This window comes from Enhygromyxa salina, from assembly GCF_002994615.1.
Classification (GTDB): domain Bacteria; phylum Myxococcota_A; class Polyangia; order Nannocystales; family Nannocystaceae; genus Plesiocystis; species Plesiocystis salina_A.
Genome location: NZ_PVNK01000068.1, coordinates 1 through 18,739, shown reverse-complemented (window position 1 = coordinate 18,739; position 18,739 = coordinate 1). Strand labels below are relative to the sequence as shown.

Below are 18,739 nucleotides of genomic sequence, written 5' to 3'. Positions count from 1 at the left end.
TGGCCTTGGGCTTGCTCTTGCTGACGCCGAGGCCCTGCTCGAACCTCGGTCGTAGGCCCCTGGCCCCGACTTGCGGCTCGGCCTGTGCGACGACTGCGCCGACGCGGCCGCCGTGTCTTGCAACTGACTTGCAGCTCCATCTTGCAATTCGATTGCAAAACGAGCTAAGTCAGTCTCGATGCTCGACTGGCTGATCATCGGCGCTGGAGTCCACGGTGTTCACCTCGCGCTCGCCCTGCTCAGCCGTGCGGGCGTCGAGCGAGATCGGATCCGGCTGCTGGACCCGCATCCCAACCCGCTGGCGCGCTGGCGGCAGTGCTCGGCGACGGTCGGCATGCGGTTCATGCGGTCGCCCTCGGTCCATCACCTCGACGGGCCTCCGTTCTCCCTGAGCAACTTCGCACGCGAGCGCGGCTACAACCAAAAGCGCGAGTTTCGGCCGCCCTACAACCGACCGTCGCGGCGGCTCTTCGATGAGCATTGCGATGCGCTGCTCGCCAGCCAGCGGATCGCCGAGCTGTGCATTCGTGGACGCGCGGTCGCTCTGACCGAGCGCGGCGATCGGCTCGAGGTCGAGGTCGAGGTCGAGACCGAGACCGAGACCGAGACCATCACCGCGAGCCGAGTCGTGCTCGCGCTCGGCTCCGATCGGCTCGCGCGGCCAGCCTGGGCCGAAGCCCTCGCCCGTGACGGGCTCCGCCTCGCGCACGTGTTCGACGACGACTTCGACGCGTCGACGCTCGCGGACGCGGACCAGCTCGTGGTCGTAGGCGGCGGGATCTCGGCGGTTCAGTTCGCGCTCGCGCAGAGCCGCAATCGAACCAGTCCGGTCACGCTGCTGACCCGCAAGCCCCTGCGCGAGGCCCAGTTCGACAGTGATCCCGGCTGGCTCGGGCCGCTGCACCTCGACGGCTTTCGGCGCGAGCCCGACATGAGCCGGCGGCGGGCGATGATCGACGCGGCGCGCAACCGCGGGACCGTTCCACGTGACGTCCTGCGCGAGTTTCGCCGGGCCGAGCGTCGCGGTCGGGTCGAGGTCCACGAGGCCCAGATCATCGATGCCCGTGTCGCGCGCCACGGCGGCGTCGAGTTGTGGCCCCAAGCCGGCCCGATCCGATCGGCCGATCGAGTGGTGCTCGCGACTGGCTTCGCGCGGGCCCGCCCCGGCGCCTGGCTCGACCAGAGCATCGCCGAGCTCGGGCTCCCCTGCGCGGAGTGTGGTTATCCGATCGTCGATCGCGCGCTGCGCTGGCACCCACGGATCCATGTCAGCGGAGGCCTCGCCGAGCTCGAACTCGGGCCCGCAGCGCGCAACGTTTCGGGCGCACGAATGGCCAGCGAACGTCTGCTCGAGCACCTGTGCGAGCGCAGGTCGGTTCCGCGGGGCCAGGTTGTTCGGCTGGGAACCGTTTGAGTTCGTTCGTCCGCCCGCGGCCAACATGCAATTCACTTGCATGTGTACCGCGGACGAAGTAGCGTCACGCCGTGGTCAATAGCTCGTCCCCCCCGGAGCCCTCTGGACTCGATCTCAGCCTCATCAACCACGCGTCATCGTGGGATCGCGTGGCCTCGGACTATGCGGGCTTCATCGCCGAGCATGCCGGCCGCTACGCCGCCGACGCGCTTCGACTGGCCAAGATTAGCGAGCACGACGAGGTGCTCGACGTCGCGACCGGCCCCGGCACGCTCGCGCTGCAAGCCGCACGGATCACTCGGGTCCACGCGCTCGATTTTTCTGCGCAGATGCTCGAGGCGCTGCGTCAGCAGGCAGATGAGCAACAGCTCGCGAATCTCAGCTTGCAACAGGGCGACGGTCAGGCGCTGCCCTACGCAGATGCCAGCTTCGACCTCGGGTTCTCGATGTTTGGTCTGTTCCTGTTCCCCGATCGAGGACGCGGCTTCGCCGAGCTCGCCCGGGTCCTACGGCCGGGAGCGCGCGCGGTGGTTGCGAGTTGGCAGCCCCAAGACCGCATCGTCGCGTTCACCATCGTCAACTCCGAGTTGGGCAAGGAGATCGCCAGCCCCAGCTCGGGCGGACTGGCGCTCGCGGATCCAGACGTGTTCGAAGCCGAGATGCGTGAGGCCGGGTTCGAGGTCGAGATTCACCCGGTCGTTCATGTGCTCGAGACGCCCTCGCTCGACGCGCTGTGGGAGGGAATTAAGCGATCCCACGTTGCGCTCGCGATTGCCGCGGACCAGCTCGAGCCGGGCCGGTTTGACGACCTGTGTGCACGAATTCGAGTTCGGCTGGAGCGCGAACTCGGCAGCGGTCGGCAAGAAGTAGAGATGCCCGCGTGGCTCGCCCTCGGGCGGCGCCGCTGACATGCACAACCGGCCACGCACTGGACGTGTGTCGCCGGCGTGAGCACATCTCCACGCACTCGCGCTCAGAGCGACCGGCGCTCATCAAAGCCCGGTGGCCCACGTCGCTAGCAGCCCGGGGTGCAATGCCTCGTGTCGCCTCGCGCCGGAATTTTCGCCGAGGGCGCGAAGCCAAAACGCCGCTGTACCGGGCGTACTGCAAGTTTTGGCGACAAAGCCCTCGGCAAAAGTTCCGGCGCGAGGCGACACGATGCATTGCACCCCGGGCTGCTAGGCCCCGGCTTGTCGGTCGTGATATGGGGCCGGCGCATGATCGACCACTACACCCTCCTCGTCCGCGACTACGCCAGGTCCAAGGCGTTCTACACCACGGTGCTCGAGCCGATCGGCTATGGCCTCGTGGTGGAGTTGACGCGAGAGACGGTCAAGTCCCTCGGCGTACCGGTTACCTGCGGGTTTGGCACGAACAAGCCGGATCTCTGGATCGCTCCGAGCGAGGGAGAGATCGCGCCGACGCACATTGCGTTCCTCGCAGCGAGTCGCGCCGAAGTGGACGCCTTCCATCGGACGGCCCTCGCGGCAGGAGGGCGCGACAATGGGCCTCCCGGTGTGCGAGCCTATTATCACCCCAACTACTATGGCGCGTTCATCCTCGACCCCGACGGCTACAACATCGAAGCCGTCTGCCACTCCGGAGAGTGAGCGCTCGAGGGTAGCCCTCCCTGCCACGATGGGGCACGAAGGCGCACGATGTGGTCTTTCGTGCCCTAGCAGCCCGGGCTGCTAGAGGGGTTCTGTAGAGAGCCGGGGCAGAGGTACCCCAAGCGCGTTCAGGAGCGCGACAGACAACGTCAAGATCGTGCTTCCGCGCAGACCGAGGGCGCCCAGCCCCGCGCTCGAGTCTCGCTGGGCCGAGTGGTCATGGTCATGACCGTGGTCATGGTCATGACCGTGAGCCCCCTCGGCCTCGTGCTGGATCGGCCGATTGCGGACACAAAGGAGACTGCTCGAAATTCGCCGACAGGTGCCGATGTACCGGGAGTCGTGCTCGTCGGTCCATTCGCAGTCGTCGCCGAGCGTGTGCTTGGCGCAAGCGTCCCAGGCCGCACGGCTGGAGTGACCATCATGAGCGAATGACGGCACGGGGAGCACGCTGAGCGCGACGGCGAGCCCGGCGGCGAGCCCGGTGGCGATCCGGCGACGACCCTTCACGCGCAGTCCTCCGCGCAGTTGGCTGCGGTCTCAGCACCATCGCAAAGCCCATCGCCGCAACAGGGGGCTCCCTCAGGGACATCTGCACAGTCGAGGATGTCCATCCCACCACCACCACCTCCTCCACCACCCTCACCATCATCGACGACCTCGCCGTGGAAGCAGCCGATGAACATGTTCTCGCCCGGGCTCGCCGCGTGGTAGTGGTAGCCGCGGCTCTCGTCGCTGTGACCCCGGCATTCGTCGAGATCATCGGGCTCGACCCCGTATTCATCGGACATCGCATAGATCCCGTAGCCGTCGCTGACATAGCCGATGAGCGGAGCGTGATCTTCAGCCGGGACCTCGGCATGACACCCCGTCGCCGCGTGGTAGTGGTAGCCGGCGACAGGGTTCACGTGGCCGCCACAGTCGTCGAACGCGGCGATCGTGTGGGCGGCGAGGATCGCATCGACCGGCGCCGGGGGATCGAGGGTCACGCCGTTGAGGGCAACCCCGACGCTGTTTACGCCGTCGATCTCCCCGGGTGTTTCGCGGGCGACCGGGACTTGGGGGATCAAGACAGTGTCCGAGACTCCCCCGCCGTAGTAGTCGAGCGAACATTCGACACAATGGTTATTGTACTCTTCCTCGACGTCGGGCTTGGCCGCGGCCTCACAAGAATCCTGACTATCGGTCACGTAGACCTCGCCGGTGTCGGGATCGTAGAGCTGCCACACATCGTCCATGTAGTACTCGGCCAAGCCAACGATGAATGCACCGTCGACGTCGAAGACCTCGCCCGAATCGAGCCAGATGCCGACAGCCTCCGGACCATCATCGATGGTCCGCGGGCAGAAGGGTCCAACGTCGTGGTTCGCCGGGGCGCCCGCGATCGGGATGCTGTAGCAGGTGGTCGTCTCGCCGTTGCTCAGCGTGCACTGAACCTCCGTGATCGCGCCGTCGAGGCCCCCCTCGAGGAAGTTCTCGGGGTCGAGACCCTCGAGCTGCTCGCCACCGGTCTCGCCAGTCTCACTCTCGGCCGCGCTGTCGTCGGCAGGGGTGCCATTGCAGGCGCTGAGCAGCGCGAGAGACATGACGAGGGTGAAAAGCTGGCCGCGCGGCGCATGGAGGTCGCGTCGAACGCCAGGACTCGGAAAAGGCGTAGAGGTCATATCCGGCTTCTCATATGCAGAATATGTGCCTCCCCGATGCGCCCCCGCCTCTCCGCTTTCTTTCTCCTGTATCTTCGTCCGGTCGCGCCAGGCGCCACGAATGCGCCAAGCACGCCATACGTGACAGTCAGGGCCGGCTCAGGGGTCTTCCGCGGCAAAGCGTGGAAGACCCCTGAGCCGGGCCGAAGTGCTCATGCCTAAACTGCACCCCTGCAAATGGAGCATGCGTTATCCGCAGCCCCGGGCCGTGGCACCCTCGGTCCGTCCTCGCTCGCGCCCGCAGAGCCCCAGACCTCGTGACCGCCCCCTCGCCCCCTCATGGTCCACGAGTTGCATACCTGGGGGTCTTCACTGTCACCCAAGCAGCTCCCACCAATGCCCGATCGATCCAGCCCTCTCCTCCTCCTCGTCTCGTCGCTCCTCCTGCTCTCCAGCGCTTGCGGGGACAGCTCCGGTGCCGAGGCCGACACGACCACCGGGTCCGAGACCGGGTCCGAGACCGAGACCGAGACCGAGACCGGCAGCGCGGACGGCAACCCGTCGCTCCCCGAGTTCTTCGACCAAGACCTGTTCACGGTCAGCCCGACCGTCGTCGACTGCGAGCTCGACAACGGCTCGAACACCCAGTGCTACCAGATCTCATTTTCCAATTACCAGGACTCCTCCGGGCCCTTTTGCCCGGAGACCATCGATGACATCGGCGGCGTCGGCGTCTATGACGGGCCGACCAACCCCGGCTTTCAGGTGCTCAAGGACACGCTCTGGAACGCGATGGAGGCGGACGGCTATGACATCGTCGACGATGAAGGCAACATCGCGATGAACGGCATGCCAGGCGACTCGTCTTGCCTGAACATGGCGACCATGGACCTGACCTTGACCTTTCTGATCCCGGTCGATCCCGAGCTGCTCGACACGCCCAACGAGATCGAGATCGTCGAGCTCTATGGCGTCTCGCTCATCGATGGAATGCCTCTCACCGGCCACCCGCCGTCCGTCGTCGACGGACCGCCGATCCCCGGCGCGGCCGGTGGAAACATCCCCTCCCTCGACCCCTGCGGCGGGCACGGGGATCCGGCCGGCTACTGGCACTGGCACCTCACCGCCGAGAACTCTCAGTCGGTCCTCGACGCCTTCGACATCACCGAAGTGAGCTGCACGGACATCCCTCAGAAGACCGAGGGCTTGGTCGGATTCGCCAAAGATGGCTACCCGATCTACTCGCCGCTCGTCGACGGCACGGTCCCGGACGACCTCGACGCCTGCAACGGCAAATTCGGCGTCACCGAGGACTTTCCCGACGGGATCTATCACTACTACGCGGTCCACGAGGAGGCACCCAACCTCCCGACCTGCATCATGGGCGCATCGGCGCTGATGACCTTGAGCATCGAATGAGGCCGTTGTCATGGATCGATTTCTCAGCGTACTGGCCATGTTCGGCGCCCTGGGCCTGAGCTCGGAGGCTGCCGCCCACGCCCCGAACATCGCCTCCTTCGAGCTCATCGAGGGGCCCGAGGCGAGCCACCTCGACGTCCACATGTCGACGGATGGCATGCATCACGTCATGCAAGCGCGGCTCCCCGACGCGTCGTTCCAAGACATGACCCTCGAGGACTACGAGGACCACGTGCTCACCGCCTTGCGCGAGGGCATCGAGCTTCGCTACGACGATCAGCCGGTCGCGCTCGGTGAAGCCACGGTCTCGCTCGCCGCCCACCAAAGCGACGTGAGCTTCGCTATCCCCGGCCCCCCCGCAGGGGCGGCCCGTCTGTACGCGCACATCGATGTGATGCGTGAACAGCCTAACCAGCACAACGTGCTTCGCCTGGTCACCCAGACCTCTCACGACCACATCGTGCTCGCGGAAAAAAACCAGTTTCGCGGTAGCCTGGCGCTGGCTTCGGCGCGGCCGAACACCGCCGCCAGCGCCAGCATGAGCGGGCGGCTGGCCGAAGCGGTCCATTCGCTGTTCCGCACGTCCGAGCGCTCGAGGTCACCGAAGCACCAAGCAGGCGTCGCGCATGTGGCCCTGGCCTGCTTCAGCGAGCTTCATCACCCCTGAGAGGCTCCCCGCGAGGCCGCCGACGCCGACGCCGACGCCAGGCGACTCCAAACTGATCGCCGCGCTCGGGCGTACTGCAAGTTTTGGCGACAAAGCCATCGGCGAAAAGGCCAAGCGAGGCGGCGCGAGGCATTGCACCCCGGGCTGCTAGCCCGGCGGATTCACGACCAGGTTGAGCCCCGCGCCCGTCATGTCCGAGTAGGTGTAGGGGTTGATGAGGCCCGAGACCGTGAGCTCGACCTGGTAGGTGTCGGGGTTGACCTTGAACGCGACGTTGGCCGACATGTCGACGACCCACACGAACCCGTCACGATCGATGCTGATGCCCCACGGGCTCCCGCACCCGGGCAGCGGGATGTTGCCGTTGACGGTCTGCATGGCCTCGGTGTCGATCTGGACCAGGCGGCAGGGGCTGCTGCCCGCGCCCCACGCGTAGCCGTCGCGGTCGACCATGATGCCGTTGACCCGCCCACCGCCGACGTCGTTGAAGGTTGTCCACGAGTCCGCGCCGAAGTCGTAGTGAAACACCGAGCCCTGGTAGCCGCCGACCCAGATGTTGCCGTGCTTGTCGAGGCCCATGCCGTACTTGGTCTGGGGCACGTCGGCGATCTCGGTGACCTCGAGGGTGTCGGCGTCGATCCGGATCGCGTTGCCGTAGTTCAAGCCCGTGACGATGAAGTCGCCGTTGGCGTTGACCGCCCCGCCGTAGGGGCCCATCGCGCTGATCCCAACCCAGGTTGGGCCCTCGACGGTGTCGAGGATCTGCCCGGTCGCGCCGTCGATCCGCAAGAAGATGCCCTTTTCGGTCACGTTGTTCTTGTAGCCGACCCACAGCCGCGGGTTGTCGTCGAAGGCGCAGGGGTCGTCGCCACCTTCGAACTTGCCGCCCTCCCAGGCCGTCGGCCGCGGGCCGTGGTTGTAGTCGAGCGAGGGGATCGGCAGGTTCCACAGCACGCACTCGTCCTCGCCCCAGGCGCGGATGTCGTCGGGCCCGGTCGAGGTGTCGATCATGCCGTTGTTGTTGGCGTCGACGCAGCGCTCCTCGAGCGCGGCGACCTTGGTCACGCTGCCGGGCGTGCGGTTCGAGACCGCGACGTCGCCGAGCAAGTTGACCGAGGTCCGCGAGGGGTTGCCGTCGCCCTCGTTGGGCGTGGTCCAGTAGCGGCCCTCCTCGACGCCGTCGACGGTGTTGATCTTCGAGACCGTGCCCTGGGTCGAATTGGCGATCCAGATGTAGGAGAAGGCCGAGTCGCCGCCCATGCCCTCGCCGCCACAGTTGCCGCCGTCGCCGTCGGGCAGGCTGTTGACATCGAACTTGACCCCATCGCCATCGCCGTCGCCCGGGTCGCCATCGCCATCACCGGGGTCCCCGTCGCCGTCTCCGTCGCCCGAGTCACCGTCTCCGTCGCCCACGCCCTCCCCCGTCTCGACGCCGCTGAGGCTCACGCCCGACTCCACCCCGGTACTGCTGCGGCCGCTGCCGTCACCGCCACACGACGCGGCCAGGGGGAGGGCGAGACACAGGCAAGCGAGGTCCAGTCGAGGCCAGAACATGGCCGCAGTATAGGGGTCAAGCGCCCAGCTTCGGCAAGGCCAGACTTCGCGCGCGCAGCTTCATGGCGATGTTCGGACGGCGGACGGGCGCGGTCCCCGCAAGGAGCTGCAGCGCCTGCTGATGGGTCTTGCCCTCGAGCGTTGCGAGCATCGACAGCGCCCGCCGGGCGTCGACGCGCGCCCGTCGGTTGCGATGCTCGGCCAGGGCCAGGAGCAGGCGCTCGGCGTGGCGGACGTGCTCGACCGACAGCGTCGACTCCTGATCGCGGGCGATCAGCACACCCCACTCGAGCATCTTGCGGGCCGAGACCATCAGCTCCGGCCGCGTCAGCGCGAGCCGGACGACTCGCGTGGAGTGACGCTCGACCAGCGCGAACCACCGGGCGAGGCCCGGCATCTCACGGTAGACGCCATCTCGAAACGCGCGCATGTCCGCGAGTCCGCTCGGGAGCTCGGCGGCCGCGAGCTCGCGCGTGGCCAGGTCGCCGAGCGCGTTGGCTGGGCACAGCGCGGCCGAGGTGATGTGCCCGCAGATCTCCCAGTCGCCCTCGTCTCGCCAGCGATGCGAGAAGCTCCTGGTCGTCCCGGGCTCGAGCTCGTCGTGATCGAAGATGAAGACCTTGGTCCCGATCGTGTCGTCGGGGTTGAGCCAGCTCCACAGCTCCTCGAAGATGTCTCGCTGGTTGATGACCGCCTCGCGGACCTTGGCCTCGATCGCGCCGCCGAGCCCGTCGAGCTCGGCCTCGCTCTGGTCCTCGCTGGTCAGGCTGCGCGTGTCGATCACGGCCTGGAGGGCGTCGCGGACCGCCGCGTTGAGGGCCTGATGTCCGGCCTCGGCGCCCTCGTCGGTCACGTTGTCCTCCTCCATCAAGATGACCACGGCCCCGACGACCCCGCCGAGATCGACCGCCGCGTTCGCCCGGCGAACGGGGGTGGCGATTGGCTTGAGGAGGGTCTCCCACTCGCCGAGCGCGGCCGGGATCGTGACCTCGTCGCCCACGCCGACCTCGGCGTCACCGAGGTTGCCGTGGCTGCCCGGGGTGTCGTGCGTGACCGCCGTTCCCGACAGCGTCAGAGACTCGGTCAATTGCACCGTCTCCCCATCGAGCTTGAAGAACACGACCCACAAATAGGGCTCCGCGCTCCCCCAGCCGTCTCCTTCTTCATGGCAGTAAATGCGTTCGAGCTCCAGATTGATCTTGATGACGTTTCGGGCCATGACACTCTCAAACATGCGCGTAGCAATTGCGCGATTCGCATACTTGGACTATCAGCCGCCGATACCCTGTCAAAGCCAGCGCGCCACGATCGGCTTCGATCCTGCGACGCGGCCGGTTCTCGGGCCATGTACCGGCCAGCGCATCCTTTTCCTGACCCGGGGCATCGCCGACATCGAGCGGATGGCGGGGGTCGCGTCTGCTCTTGGCACACGGACGCACGAGCGCGTCGCGTATTGTCGCTTGGTGTACGGACAAGCGCTCGGCTACGCAATTTTGGCGGGCGCCCGCACCCCCGAAGGTGCAGCACACATCGTCATCCCAGGTGGGCGCGTCCGGCCCGGTTTGGGCGCAGAAACGAGACAGCGCGGTCCCGGTCCTGGCGGAGATCGGCTTGTTGTCGGCGTCCTGTTGTCGGCGTCCAGATGGACGTCAGCGCACAAGTCTGGTGCGAGGGGATCGAGCAGGAGAGTGGAGAGGAGAATGCTCGCGGTTGTCCTCCGCGAATCGTATCGTCGCGTTTCTCCGTCGCGAGTTCTGCTATCAACTCGACGCCCTCGCCGATCTCACCGAGGACCAACTCGAGGCGCTCGCTCAGTTCCTGGTTTCGCTCCGGGTCCAAGAGTCCCCCGACGAGGACTGAAGCGCGGCCTCTCGCCCGCGCGTCAACCCCGCGACCTGATCTCGACTCGTGTCCGGGCCCAGAACGGCGGACGCCACCTCGCGCTCGAGTCCGGGCAGCTCGCGGACATCATCCCGAGTCGCGAACCCGCGATCCCCTGCGCGACACGTGCGCGGGGCAAACATGGGACAATCCCGCGGTGTCCCTTCGACTTGCGCCCCTTGCATTGCTCCCGCTGCTGACCCTCGCGTGCACAGGGCCCGGCGGCGCCCAGACCGAGACCTCAAACAACACCGCCGCGACCGAGACGGGGGGCGAGACCGACTGCGGGGTCGGGCTCGTCAGGGGCGAGGATGGCGAGTGCCATTGCGGCACCGAAGAGGGCGAGATCTGTGGCGCCGACGCCTACTGCGACGAGCCGAGCGGGACCTGCGTCGAGCCCTCCTGCGGCGCCGCAGATCCCTGGTCGCCGGGCACCCAGGCCTTCGCAGAGGTGACGGAGGAGTGGAACCTGACGGGCGTCGAGGGCGTGCGCTTGAGCGTCACCGACCTCGACGGCGACGGCTGGCCCGACCTCTTCGTGCGCCGCGGCGGGACCCGCAGCGACGACTTTGGGGCCGGCACCCGCCACACCTGGCTGCTGCGCAACATGGAGGGCCTCGGGTTCGAGGACGTGACCGAGAGCTCCGGCGTGCTCACGCCGCGCCAGGACCTCGGGCCCGGGATCGGTCGGCCCGCCGAGATCGTCGCGTCAGCCGACGTCGACAACGACGGCGACCTCGACATCTTCACCGGGATCACGACCTCCGATCCGATCGCTAGCCTCGGCGAGACCAGCGAGCTGATGCTCAACGCGGGCGACGGCACCTACGTGCTCGCCAACGTCGACAGCGAGCTGCGCCACGCGAGCAGCGAGGACATCGTCGCCGGGGCGTCCTTCGTCGACGTCAACCGCGACGGCTGGATCGACATCTGGGTGACCGAGCACGGGATCCAAGACGAGCTCTACTACGGCACGGGCGACGGTAATTTCGTCCAGGCCACGGCCGGCTCGGGCCTCAGCACCTACGGCTCCAACTCCCTCGAAGAGCTCAACGCGGGCGCGGTCCACAGCCGGGCCTGGAGCGCGCTGGCCTGCGACCTCAACGGCGACGGCTGGACCGAGCTGCTCGCCGGATCCTACGGCCGCTCGACCAACCACCTGTGGCAGGGCCGCTTCGACGACGAGGGCGGCTTCGTGGCCTTTGACAACCGCAACGTCGAGTCCGGCTACGCCCGCGACGACAACTACGAGTGGCAGAGCAACCAGTTCGCGCGCTGCTACTGCCAGTCCAACCCGATGGCCGAGGGCTGCGCGGACGTGCCCTCACCCGCGATCGCCTGCGACACGCCGAACTGGAACCACAACTCCGACCGCGAGCCCTACCGCCTCGGCGGCAACAGCGGCGCGACCGCCTGCGCCGACCTCGACAACGACGGCGACATGGACCTCTATACGGGCGAGATCCGCCACTGGTGGGCCGGGCTCGGCTCGGACATGAGCGAGGCGCTGATCAACACCGGGGCCGCCGACGTGACCTTCGAGCGACCGGGGCGCGAGGCGATGGGGATCGTCGTCGACCACGTGACGGGCAACTCCTGGGACGAGGGCCACATGAGCCTGACGACCCTCGACTTCGACAACGACGGCTGGCGCGACGTCTACGTCGGCGGCTCGGACTACGCGGGCAACCGCGGGCTCTTGTTTCACCAGCGCGATGTGCTTCAATTCGAGGCGGTCTCGACCGCCGACGCCTTCGAGCACAACCGCTCGCACGGGGTCGTGACCGCCGACTTCGACCGCGACGGCGACCTCGACCTGATCGTCGGACACTCGCGGGCGCGCTGCGACGCGAACGCGCCCAACGACTGCTACGCGACCCCGCAAGTGCGCATGTTCGAGAACGTGTACGGCGACGGCGGCAACTGGATCCAGCTCGATCTCGAGGGCGTGACGGCCAACCGCGCGGCGATCGGTGCTCGGGTGCGCGTGACCGCGGGCGACGTCACCCAGACGCAGGAGATCGGCGGCGGCTACGGCCACTACGGGGCCCAGGACGACCTCGTGCTCCACTTTGGGCTCGGGGCCGCGTGCGCGGCCGAGGTCGAGATCCGCTGGCCCGACGGCGAGCTCACGACCCAGCAGCTCTCGCTCCCGGGCGGGCATCGCTATCAGGTGACCCAGGGCGAGCGCGCGACCCTGGCGGATCAGTAGGTACGCAGATGTTTCGGCGGGCTCGTTGAGCCCCGACGCCGCGTTCGCGTCACCATCCAATACGGCGATCGAAGCGCTGAAGCTCAGGTCGCGCCGTGCACTATCCCCGCGCCAGGCCATCGCCCGGCGTGAGTAACTCTTGATGTCATGAGAGATGTCTCCGGTAATTACCGCCTGATCAACAAGCTTGGCCGCGGCGGTATGGGGCAAGTCTGGGGCGGCGTCCGCCTCGGCCGCGAGGACATGATCATGCCCTGCGCGATCAAGGTCTTGCATCCAGCCCTCGCCGAGACCGAGGACAACCGGCAGCGCTTCTTCAATGAGGCCCGGATCGCCGCCCAGCTCGACCACGGGCGGATCGTCAAGGTCACGGACACCAGCGAGGTCCATGGCTCCCCGTGCCTCGTGATGGAGTGGGTCGACGGCGTCAACCTCCGGGAATTCGTCGACAAGATCGGCGTCCAGCTCGAGCTCGACGTCTGCCTCCACGTCGTCGGCGAGGTCCTCGCCGCCCTCGAGTACGCCCACGAACGCACGGTCGCAGGCAAGGACGCGGGCGTCATCCACTACGACGTGACACCGAGCAACATCATGATTTCGTCGAGCGGCGAGGTCAAGCTGACCGATTTCGGCATCGCCCGCTTCGCCGCGACCGTCGAGGGCACCATGTCGCGCTCGATCGGCACCCCCCGCTACATGTCGCCGGAGCAGCTCAGCGGTCGCGCCAAGCGGGAGACCGACATCTACAGCCTCGGCGTCGTGCTCCATGAGCTGCTCACCGGGGCCCGATTCCTCGATGGGTGCAATCGCGTGCGGCTCCAGACCCTGGTCTTGGACGGACACGTGCCCGAGCTGAACCGGGCTGGGACGCCCGCCTGGGTCGATCAGCTCCGCCGCCAGATGCTGGCCAACCAACCTGACGATCGACCGCGCGCCGCTGATGCCCGCGCGCTGATCTTGCAAAAGACCACGCGCTACCACCTCGCCGGGCAGCAGCTGCGCGAGCTCTACCAGCGCTTCGTCGGCGAACGACGCTCGGGCTTGACCGAGCTGGTCAACACCAAGGAGCTGTCGCGCGCGCGCGGGAACAAACGCAAATATCGCGGCTGGACGCCGCCACCGCTCGTGTTCGAGCGCACCTCACCTCGCCCGCCGCCAAGTCAGGAACCAACGGAGGCGGCGCCCGGGACCTCCGGTGGCGAGCAGGTCCCGGCCGCCGCCGCGACCGAGATGCCCGCCCAGTCTGGACCCGCTCGGCCCCGCCCGCTCGGGCTCATCTATGGATTTGGCGCCGCCGTGTTGCTCCTGTTCGGGATCACGATCGGCCTGTTCGTCACCCCGAGGTCGTCGCGCTACGAGACGGCGTCACCAGCGAGCGCGCTCGTCGACCAACGCGCGGCCGCGGCGATCGTCGCCGAGTTCGATCCGCCCGACCTCGACGGACCAGGGTCAAAGCCGCCGACCTCGACGGCGCGGCCGGAGCCCGACCCCGCGGCCAGGCCCCCAATCGAGCCCGAGCCCGCCGTAACGTCCGAGTCCGAGTCCGAGCCCGAGTCCGAGCCCGAGCCAAAGCCAAAACCAAAGCCACGGAAGGTCGAGGTCACCTTCGTGATCTCGGGCGTGGCCTCGGCCGAGATTGAGGTTGGGTCGCGCCCGCTCCGCTACAACCACGTTGCGATCACGAAGCTGCATCCACGAAAATACAAAGTCCGCTGGCGCGAATCCAAGCGCCACCCCTGGCTCGAGCCCGGCAGCCTGACCATCGAGGAATTGCCCAAGGGTAGCTACTACGAGGTCCGCCTCGGCCCGACCAGCATCGCGACCAAGAAGCGCGCGGGAGGCTCGGCCCGATGACCCAAGGAGTGCCCGCGCTCCCGGAGGTCGGCGAGCGCGCCGGGGGCGGTCGCTTCGACCTGCTCGCCAAGCTCGGCGAAGGCGGGATGAGCGGGGTCTTTCGCGCCCGGGATCATCTCCTCGGCGTCGAGGTTGCGCTCAAGCTGCTCGTCCCACGCTACCTCGGCCGGCCCGAGCGAGAGCAGCGACTCATCGACGAGGGCGCGTACCTCCGCCGCCTCCACGGTCACCCCAACATCGTCGAGATCAGCGACTCCGGGAGGATGCGCGATCACAATTGGCCGTGGCTCACGACCGAGCTGCTCCACGGTGAGGTCCTCGACTGGCTGCTCGTGCGCAACAAGCTCGAGGCGGCCCGGGTCATCGACATCGCCCGGCAGGTCGCGACCGCGCTCGCGGCTTGCCACCAAAGCGGCATCGTTCATCGAGATCTCACGCCGAGCAACCTCTTCATGCTCGCCGACGGAACGGTCAAGTTGTTCGACTTCAGCCACGCGGGTGACCTCGGCGCGCCGCAGCTGGGCGCCGGGGCGCCGGGGCGCCTGACGGGCATACACGAGACCCCCGGAACCATCGGCTACATGGGCCCCGAGCAGGCCGCGAGGGCCCCGGCCGAAACAGCGATGGATGTATTTGGCTTTGGCACGCTGTTGTTCGAGCTCATCACGCGCCGCAACCCCTTTCGGCAATTTTCCGATCGCGACGAGTTCATCCGGGCGCAGCGCGAGGCCGGCATTGAGGTGCCCCGGATCCACGCTTGGGCCTACGAGGTGCCCGAGGCCCTCGCGGCGCTCGTCCATGACTGCACGCTCCGCGACGCGGGTGAGCGTCCGTCGATCACCGAGGTGATCGCACGGCTCGCAGCGATCGGCCCTCGCCGGGGACCGGCAGCGTCCGCGAGCACGGCGGCGAGCTCCCGCCCGCCGTCGAGGCGAACGCCGGCCCCCCGGATTCGACGGGGCCTGCTCGCGCTTGCGGTGGGCCTGCTGGTCGCCGTCGGCGGCGGATGGATGATGCTCGCCGGCGAGGCAGGCTCCACTGTGGACCACATGCCGTGGCCCGCCGAGGCCGACACCCCGTCACAGCCGTGGGCGCCCGCGCCCCGATTCGCGCCCGCTCCCGCGCCCGAGGTCCAGCTCAGCTCGGCGCCGGTCCAGGCTTCGACGCGGGCTTCGACTTGCGAGCGCGCTCGGGATCGAGCTCGCGCTGCCTTCGATCGACGGCGGTGGCGCCAGGTCCTCGCGCACACCGAGCGCGGCGCGTGCTGGGCGTCAAAGCGAGAGCGCGCGCGGCTGCGGACCGCCGCGCTGTTCAACCTCGGTCGCTGGGGAGAGTGCGCCAGGCTCGGCGCGACCTCGGACGATCCCAAGGTTCGGTCGATCGCCGACGCCTGCGAAGCGATTACGAAGCTCGACCGTCCGGAGCCCAAATGAACAAGCAGATACAAACCCTGATTGCGAGCGGCGCTTGCGTGTGCGTCGCGCTCATGTTCCCGCGACCAGGCCTCGCCGCGGCGCCGACCGCCGAGCCCCAAGCCCGGACCGTGAAGCTCGAGATCGACGTCGAGGAGCTCGGCGACAAGGGCATTGGGCTCGACCAGACCATCCGCGAGCAGCTTGGGCCCCGGATCGCGCAGGCTGAATTCGAGATCGTCGAAGGTGGCGACGCCGCGGTGACCCTCGAGCTTCGCTTTCGTGAGCTGCCCTCGGGCGAGTACGACTATGGAATCCACTTCGAGTTCATCGACGGCGACCGGCGTGAAGCCGCGATCGAGTGGGTCGACTGTCACATGTGCGTCGACGCTCGGCTGCTGCCTGTGCTCAACGAGCACACGCCGGCTCTGCTCGCGGCGCTCGTCGCCGAGGTCGCGCAATTCGAGGCTGTCGAGCCTGTCGAGGTGCTTCGGCCCGAGCGCGGCGCAGACGAAACGCTCGGCGCCGGAGACCGCGGCGAGCCCCGCGAGCCCCGGAGGATCACGGGCCTGGGCGTCTCGGGCTCGATCATCGCCGGGCTGGGGGTTGGCGCGCTGATCGGCGCCGGGATCGAGCTCGGTCGCGGCGTGATCGTCGAGCCGAGCGCGCGCGAGCTCCGTGAGACGACGGACCATTTGTCCCCGGGCTACGCGCTGCTTGGCGTCGGGGGCTCGGCCCTGGTCGCGGGGGTCACGATGCTGGCCGTCGACCTCGGCCGACAAGCGAAAAAACGCAGGCAGGGGCGGGTTCAGGAGGCCGGCGTCTACCCCGTGTTCAGCCGCGCTGGCGTGGGTCTCGGCGTCACGGGGAAATTTTAGTCCAAGTCTCGAGAGCGTTCGTCATGTTCAAGCAATCCATGTTGGTCTTGTGTGTTGGCTTCTCGCTCGGGTTCGTGGCCTCGGCGTGCGTGACCTCCGAGCCGAACCCCGAGCACTGCCGCTACGACCAGGGCGATCGAAGCTGCGCGCAGCGCTATGGGGAAGCCCGAGGGTTCTGCACGTCGGCGGCCTGCGACGCCTCATCGGAGGAATTTTACGGCTGCGTGGCCGAGCAGCCCGCCGCCGATTGCCACTATCCGTGTGGAGGTAACGAGGACGCGACGATCGGCGATTGGTGTCTGACGGCCGGCGACGGCGACGGTGACACGCCCGAGGGTGAGGGTGAGGGTGACAAAGACGGCGACACGGGCGACGGCGACGCGGCCTGCGTGGGTCCGGCCGATTGCACCGACGATGCGGCTCCTTTTTGCGACCCGAACACCGGCGCATGCGTGGGCTGCGATGGCACCGACGACCCGGACGGCGCATGCGCGGAGTTCGACCCCCAGCTGCCGGTCTGCCTCGCGGACGCGTGCGTGGCGTGCACCGAAGCCAAGGCGCAGCTGTGCGTGGGGCTGACCCCGGTCTGCGATCCGCAAAGCCACGCTTGCGTGGGGTGCAGCGCTCACGATCAATGCCCGGACAGCGCGTGCCACCTGGCGGTCGGGAGCTGCTTCGACCCCGCTGCGGTGGTTCACGTCGACGGTGACTTCGACTGCGGCGACGGTGAGGGCAGCGCGGCGAAGCCCTACTGCGATCTGAGCGACGCGCTCGACGAGGTCGGCGACGAGGCCCTGATCATCTTGCATGAGCGAGCCGGCTTAGACCCCTACGAGGAATCCAACGAGGTCGACTCGACGATTGCGATCTTCGCCGCGGAGGGTGAGCGCCCGATCCTCGAAGGGACCGGGGACCCGGGCGTCGTGCCGATCGCCGTGACCGATTCGGGCGTCTTGTACTTGCGCGGCGTCGAGATCGCGGGGACCCAAAACGACGGCCGCGGCCTCGACATCGACGGCGGCCAGGCGTGGGTCGAGCAGTGCAGGATCGTCAACAACAACGGCGGCGGGGTCCGCGTGGACGACGGCGGGACCCTGAGCATCGCGAATAGCTTCGTGGGCGGCGCGACCTTCAACGAGGTTGCGATCGAGGTCGTCGAGGGCGCGGCGTCGGTCGTCTACACCACGCTCGCGGCGGGGTCCGGCGACTCGCGCGCCTTCGTGTGCACCGAGGGCAGCGACTCGACGATCCGCAACAGCATCGTGGTCTCGCTCGTCGAGCAAGCAGAGATCGACTGCCCCAACCTCGACCTCGTCGACACCCTGACCGAGGCCAGCTCGGGCGTCGACTTCGATGGCAGTTGGTTCGTCGACTTCCAGGAGGGCGACTTCCACCTCGACCCCGACAGCTACCCGAGCGAGATCTCGACCGCGGCGACCTGGCGAAGCGGCGACCCATGCACGGACATCGACGGGGCCACGCGCCCGACCGCCGACCCCACGCCGGACTTCGCCGGCGCCGACCGACTGCCCTGAGACCACCTGACTGCCTTGAGACCACCTGACTGCCTTGAGACCACCTGGCCGGAGATACCCCAATGCCTTTGAAGATCGACCCTGAGCTCGTCTTGGCCGCCGCGCTGATCGGCGCGCTGGGCTTCTCATCGCCCGCGTGGGGCCAGGATCCGCCGGTCAGCGCCCACGTCGAGCTCGTCGCCGACTCGCTGCCGACGGACACGCGGGCCGCGGTCGAGGTCGAGCTCGACGGGCAGCTCGCGGCGGCGGTCGATGAGCTCAGGCTCATCGTCGTCGAGTCCGAGTCGGCCGAGCTCTTTGTCCGGGTCGAGATCGGTCAGCCCAACCCGAAGGCTCCGGTTTATGTGGTCCACTCGGTCGCGCTCTACGATGGTGATGTGCTCGAGCGGGGGGATGCGCGTACTTGTCTGCGCTGTACGGCCGCGGAGCTCGTTGGCGCGGGGCTGGCGATCCTGCCGAAGGCTGCCGCTCGCGCCCTTGTGGCGCGGGATGAGGTTGATGGTGGAGAGGCGTCGGTTCGGCAGTCGGGTGCGGGGCGAGGTCCGCGGGCGATGCCGCCGGGGCCGGCTGGGTACGTTGGGTTTGCGCTTGGGTCGCTGGGTTTGGTCGGGGCTGTGGCGGGGGGGGTGCTGCTGGATCGGGATGACTTGAGGGTTGGGG

15 protein-coding genes are annotated in these 18,739 nt (G+C 67.9%); 12 read left to right on the top strand and 3 right to left on the bottom strand.

Annotation, left to right across the window (positions count from 1 at the left end):
- Positions 1 to 178: 178 nt before the first annotated feature.
- The 3 genes from ENSA5_RS06175 to ENSA5_RS06165 all read left to right on the top strand — a co-directional run bounded on the left by ENSA5_RS06175 (position 179) and on the right by ENSA5_RS06165 (position 3,024).
- Complete coding sequence (locus tag ENSA5_RS06175) at positions 179 to 1,414, top strand: FAD/NAD(P)-binding protein (protein ID WP_106390698.1); 1,236 nt, start codon at positions 179 to 181, stop codon at positions 1,412 to 1,414.
- 71 nt (positions 1,415 to 1,485) lie between these two features.
- On the top strand, positions 1,486 to 2,322 hold the full coding sequence (locus ENSA5_RS06170; protein WP_106390697.1) for a class I SAM-dependent methyltransferase: 837 nt from the start codon (positions 1,486 to 1,488) through the stop codon (positions 2,320 to 2,322).
- Between the two features lie 309 nt (positions 2,323 to 2,631).
- On the top strand, positions 2,632 to 3,024 hold the full coding sequence (locus tag ENSA5_RS06165) for a VOC family protein (RefSeq protein ID WP_106390696.1): 393 nt from the start codon (positions 2,632 to 2,634) through the stop codon (positions 3,022 to 3,024).
- 506 nt (positions 3,025 to 3,530) lie between these two features.
- Here ENSA5_RS06165 and ENSA5_RS06160 read toward each other — a convergent pair.
- Complete coding sequence (locus ENSA5_RS06160; protein ID WP_106390695.1) at positions 3,531 to 4,610, bottom strand: YHYH protein; 1,080 nt, start codon at positions 4,608 to 4,610, stop codon at positions 3,531 to 3,533.
- Positions 4,611 to 5,063: 453 nt separating this feature from the next.
- On the opposite strand from ENSA5_RS06160, the gene ENSA5_RS06155 reads away from it, so the two are divergent.
- Together ENSA5_RS06155 and ENSA5_RS06150 are read left to right on the top strand one after the other, a co-directional pair.
- The gene (locus tag ENSA5_RS06155) at positions 5,064 to 6,086 is read left to right on the top strand and encodes a YHYH protein (protein WP_181197431.1); all 1,023 of its coding nucleotides are present in this window, start codon (positions 5,064 to 5,066) and stop codon (positions 6,084 to 6,086) included.
- Between the two features lie 10 nt (positions 6,087 to 6,096).
- Complete coding sequence (locus ENSA5_RS06150) at positions 6,097 to 6,753, top strand: hypothetical protein (protein ID WP_106390693.1); 657 nt, start codon at positions 6,097 to 6,099, stop codon at positions 6,751 to 6,753.
- 147 nt (positions 6,754 to 6,900) lie between these two features.
- Here the strand turns inward: ENSA5_RS06150 and ENSA5_RS35660 are convergent, their stop codons facing one another.
- Both ENSA5_RS35660 and ENSA5_RS37125 read right to left on the bottom strand, forming a co-directional pair.
- Complete coding sequence (locus ENSA5_RS35660; protein WP_181197430.1) at positions 6,901 to 8,307, bottom strand: Vgb family protein; 1,407 nt, start codon at positions 8,305 to 8,307, stop codon at positions 6,901 to 6,903.
- Positions 8,308 to 8,323: 16 nt separating this feature from the next.
- Positions 8,324 to 9,526: a hypothetical protein gene (locus ENSA5_RS37125; protein WP_181197429.1), complete on the bottom strand. Its 1,203-nt coding sequence runs from the start codon at positions 9,524 to 9,526 to the stop codon at positions 8,324 to 8,326.
- Positions 9,527 to 10,017: 491 nt separating this feature from the next.
- On the opposite strand from ENSA5_RS37125, the gene ENSA5_RS37120 reads away from it, so the two are divergent.
- The 7 genes from ENSA5_RS37120 to ENSA5_RS06115 form a co-directional block, all read left to right on the top strand.
- A complete protein-coding gene (locus ENSA5_RS37120; RefSeq protein WP_181197428.1) occupies positions 10,018 to 10,167 on the top strand; it encodes a hypothetical protein in 150 nt (49 codons plus the stop codon).
- Between the two features lie 178 nt (positions 10,168 to 10,345).
- Positions 10,346 to 12,400: a CRTAC1 family protein gene (locus tag ENSA5_RS37115; RefSeq protein WP_181197427.1), complete on the top strand. Its 2,055-nt coding sequence runs from the start codon at positions 10,346 to 10,348 to the stop codon at positions 12,398 to 12,400.
- 147 nt (positions 12,401 to 12,547) lie between these two features.
- Positions 12,548 to 14,254, top strand: coding sequence for a serine/threonine-protein kinase (locus ENSA5_RS37110; protein ID WP_106390691.1), 1,707 nt, complete (start codon positions 12,548 to 12,550; stop codon positions 14,252 to 14,254).
- The gene (locus ENSA5_RS06130) at positions 14,251 to 15,687 is read left to right on the top strand and encodes a serine/threonine protein kinase (protein ID WP_106390690.1); all 1,437 of its coding nucleotides are present in this window, start codon (positions 14,251 to 14,253) and stop codon (positions 15,685 to 15,687) included. The genes ENSA5_RS37110 and ENSA5_RS06130 overlap by 4 nt, the downstream gene beginning before the upstream one ends.
- On the top strand, positions 15,684 to 16,544 hold the full coding sequence (locus ENSA5_RS06125; RefSeq protein ID WP_106390689.1) for a hypothetical protein: 861 nt from the start codon (positions 15,684 to 15,686) through the stop codon (positions 16,542 to 16,544). Before ENSA5_RS06130 ends, ENSA5_RS06125 begins: the two co-directional genes overlap by 4 nt.
- 23 nt (positions 16,545 to 16,567) lie before the next feature.
- Positions 16,568 to 18,079 (top strand): hypothetical protein, encoded by a 1,512-nt coding sequence (locus ENSA5_RS06120; RefSeq protein ID WP_181197426.1) that lies wholly within the window; start codon positions 16,568 to 16,570, stop codon positions 18,077 to 18,079.
- A gap of 62 nt (positions 18,080 to 18,141) precedes the next feature.
- Positions 18,142 to 18,739 (top strand): hypothetical protein (locus tag ENSA5_RS06115; RefSeq protein ID WP_146155384.1); only part of this gene is annotated, 598 nt, incomplete at its 3' end.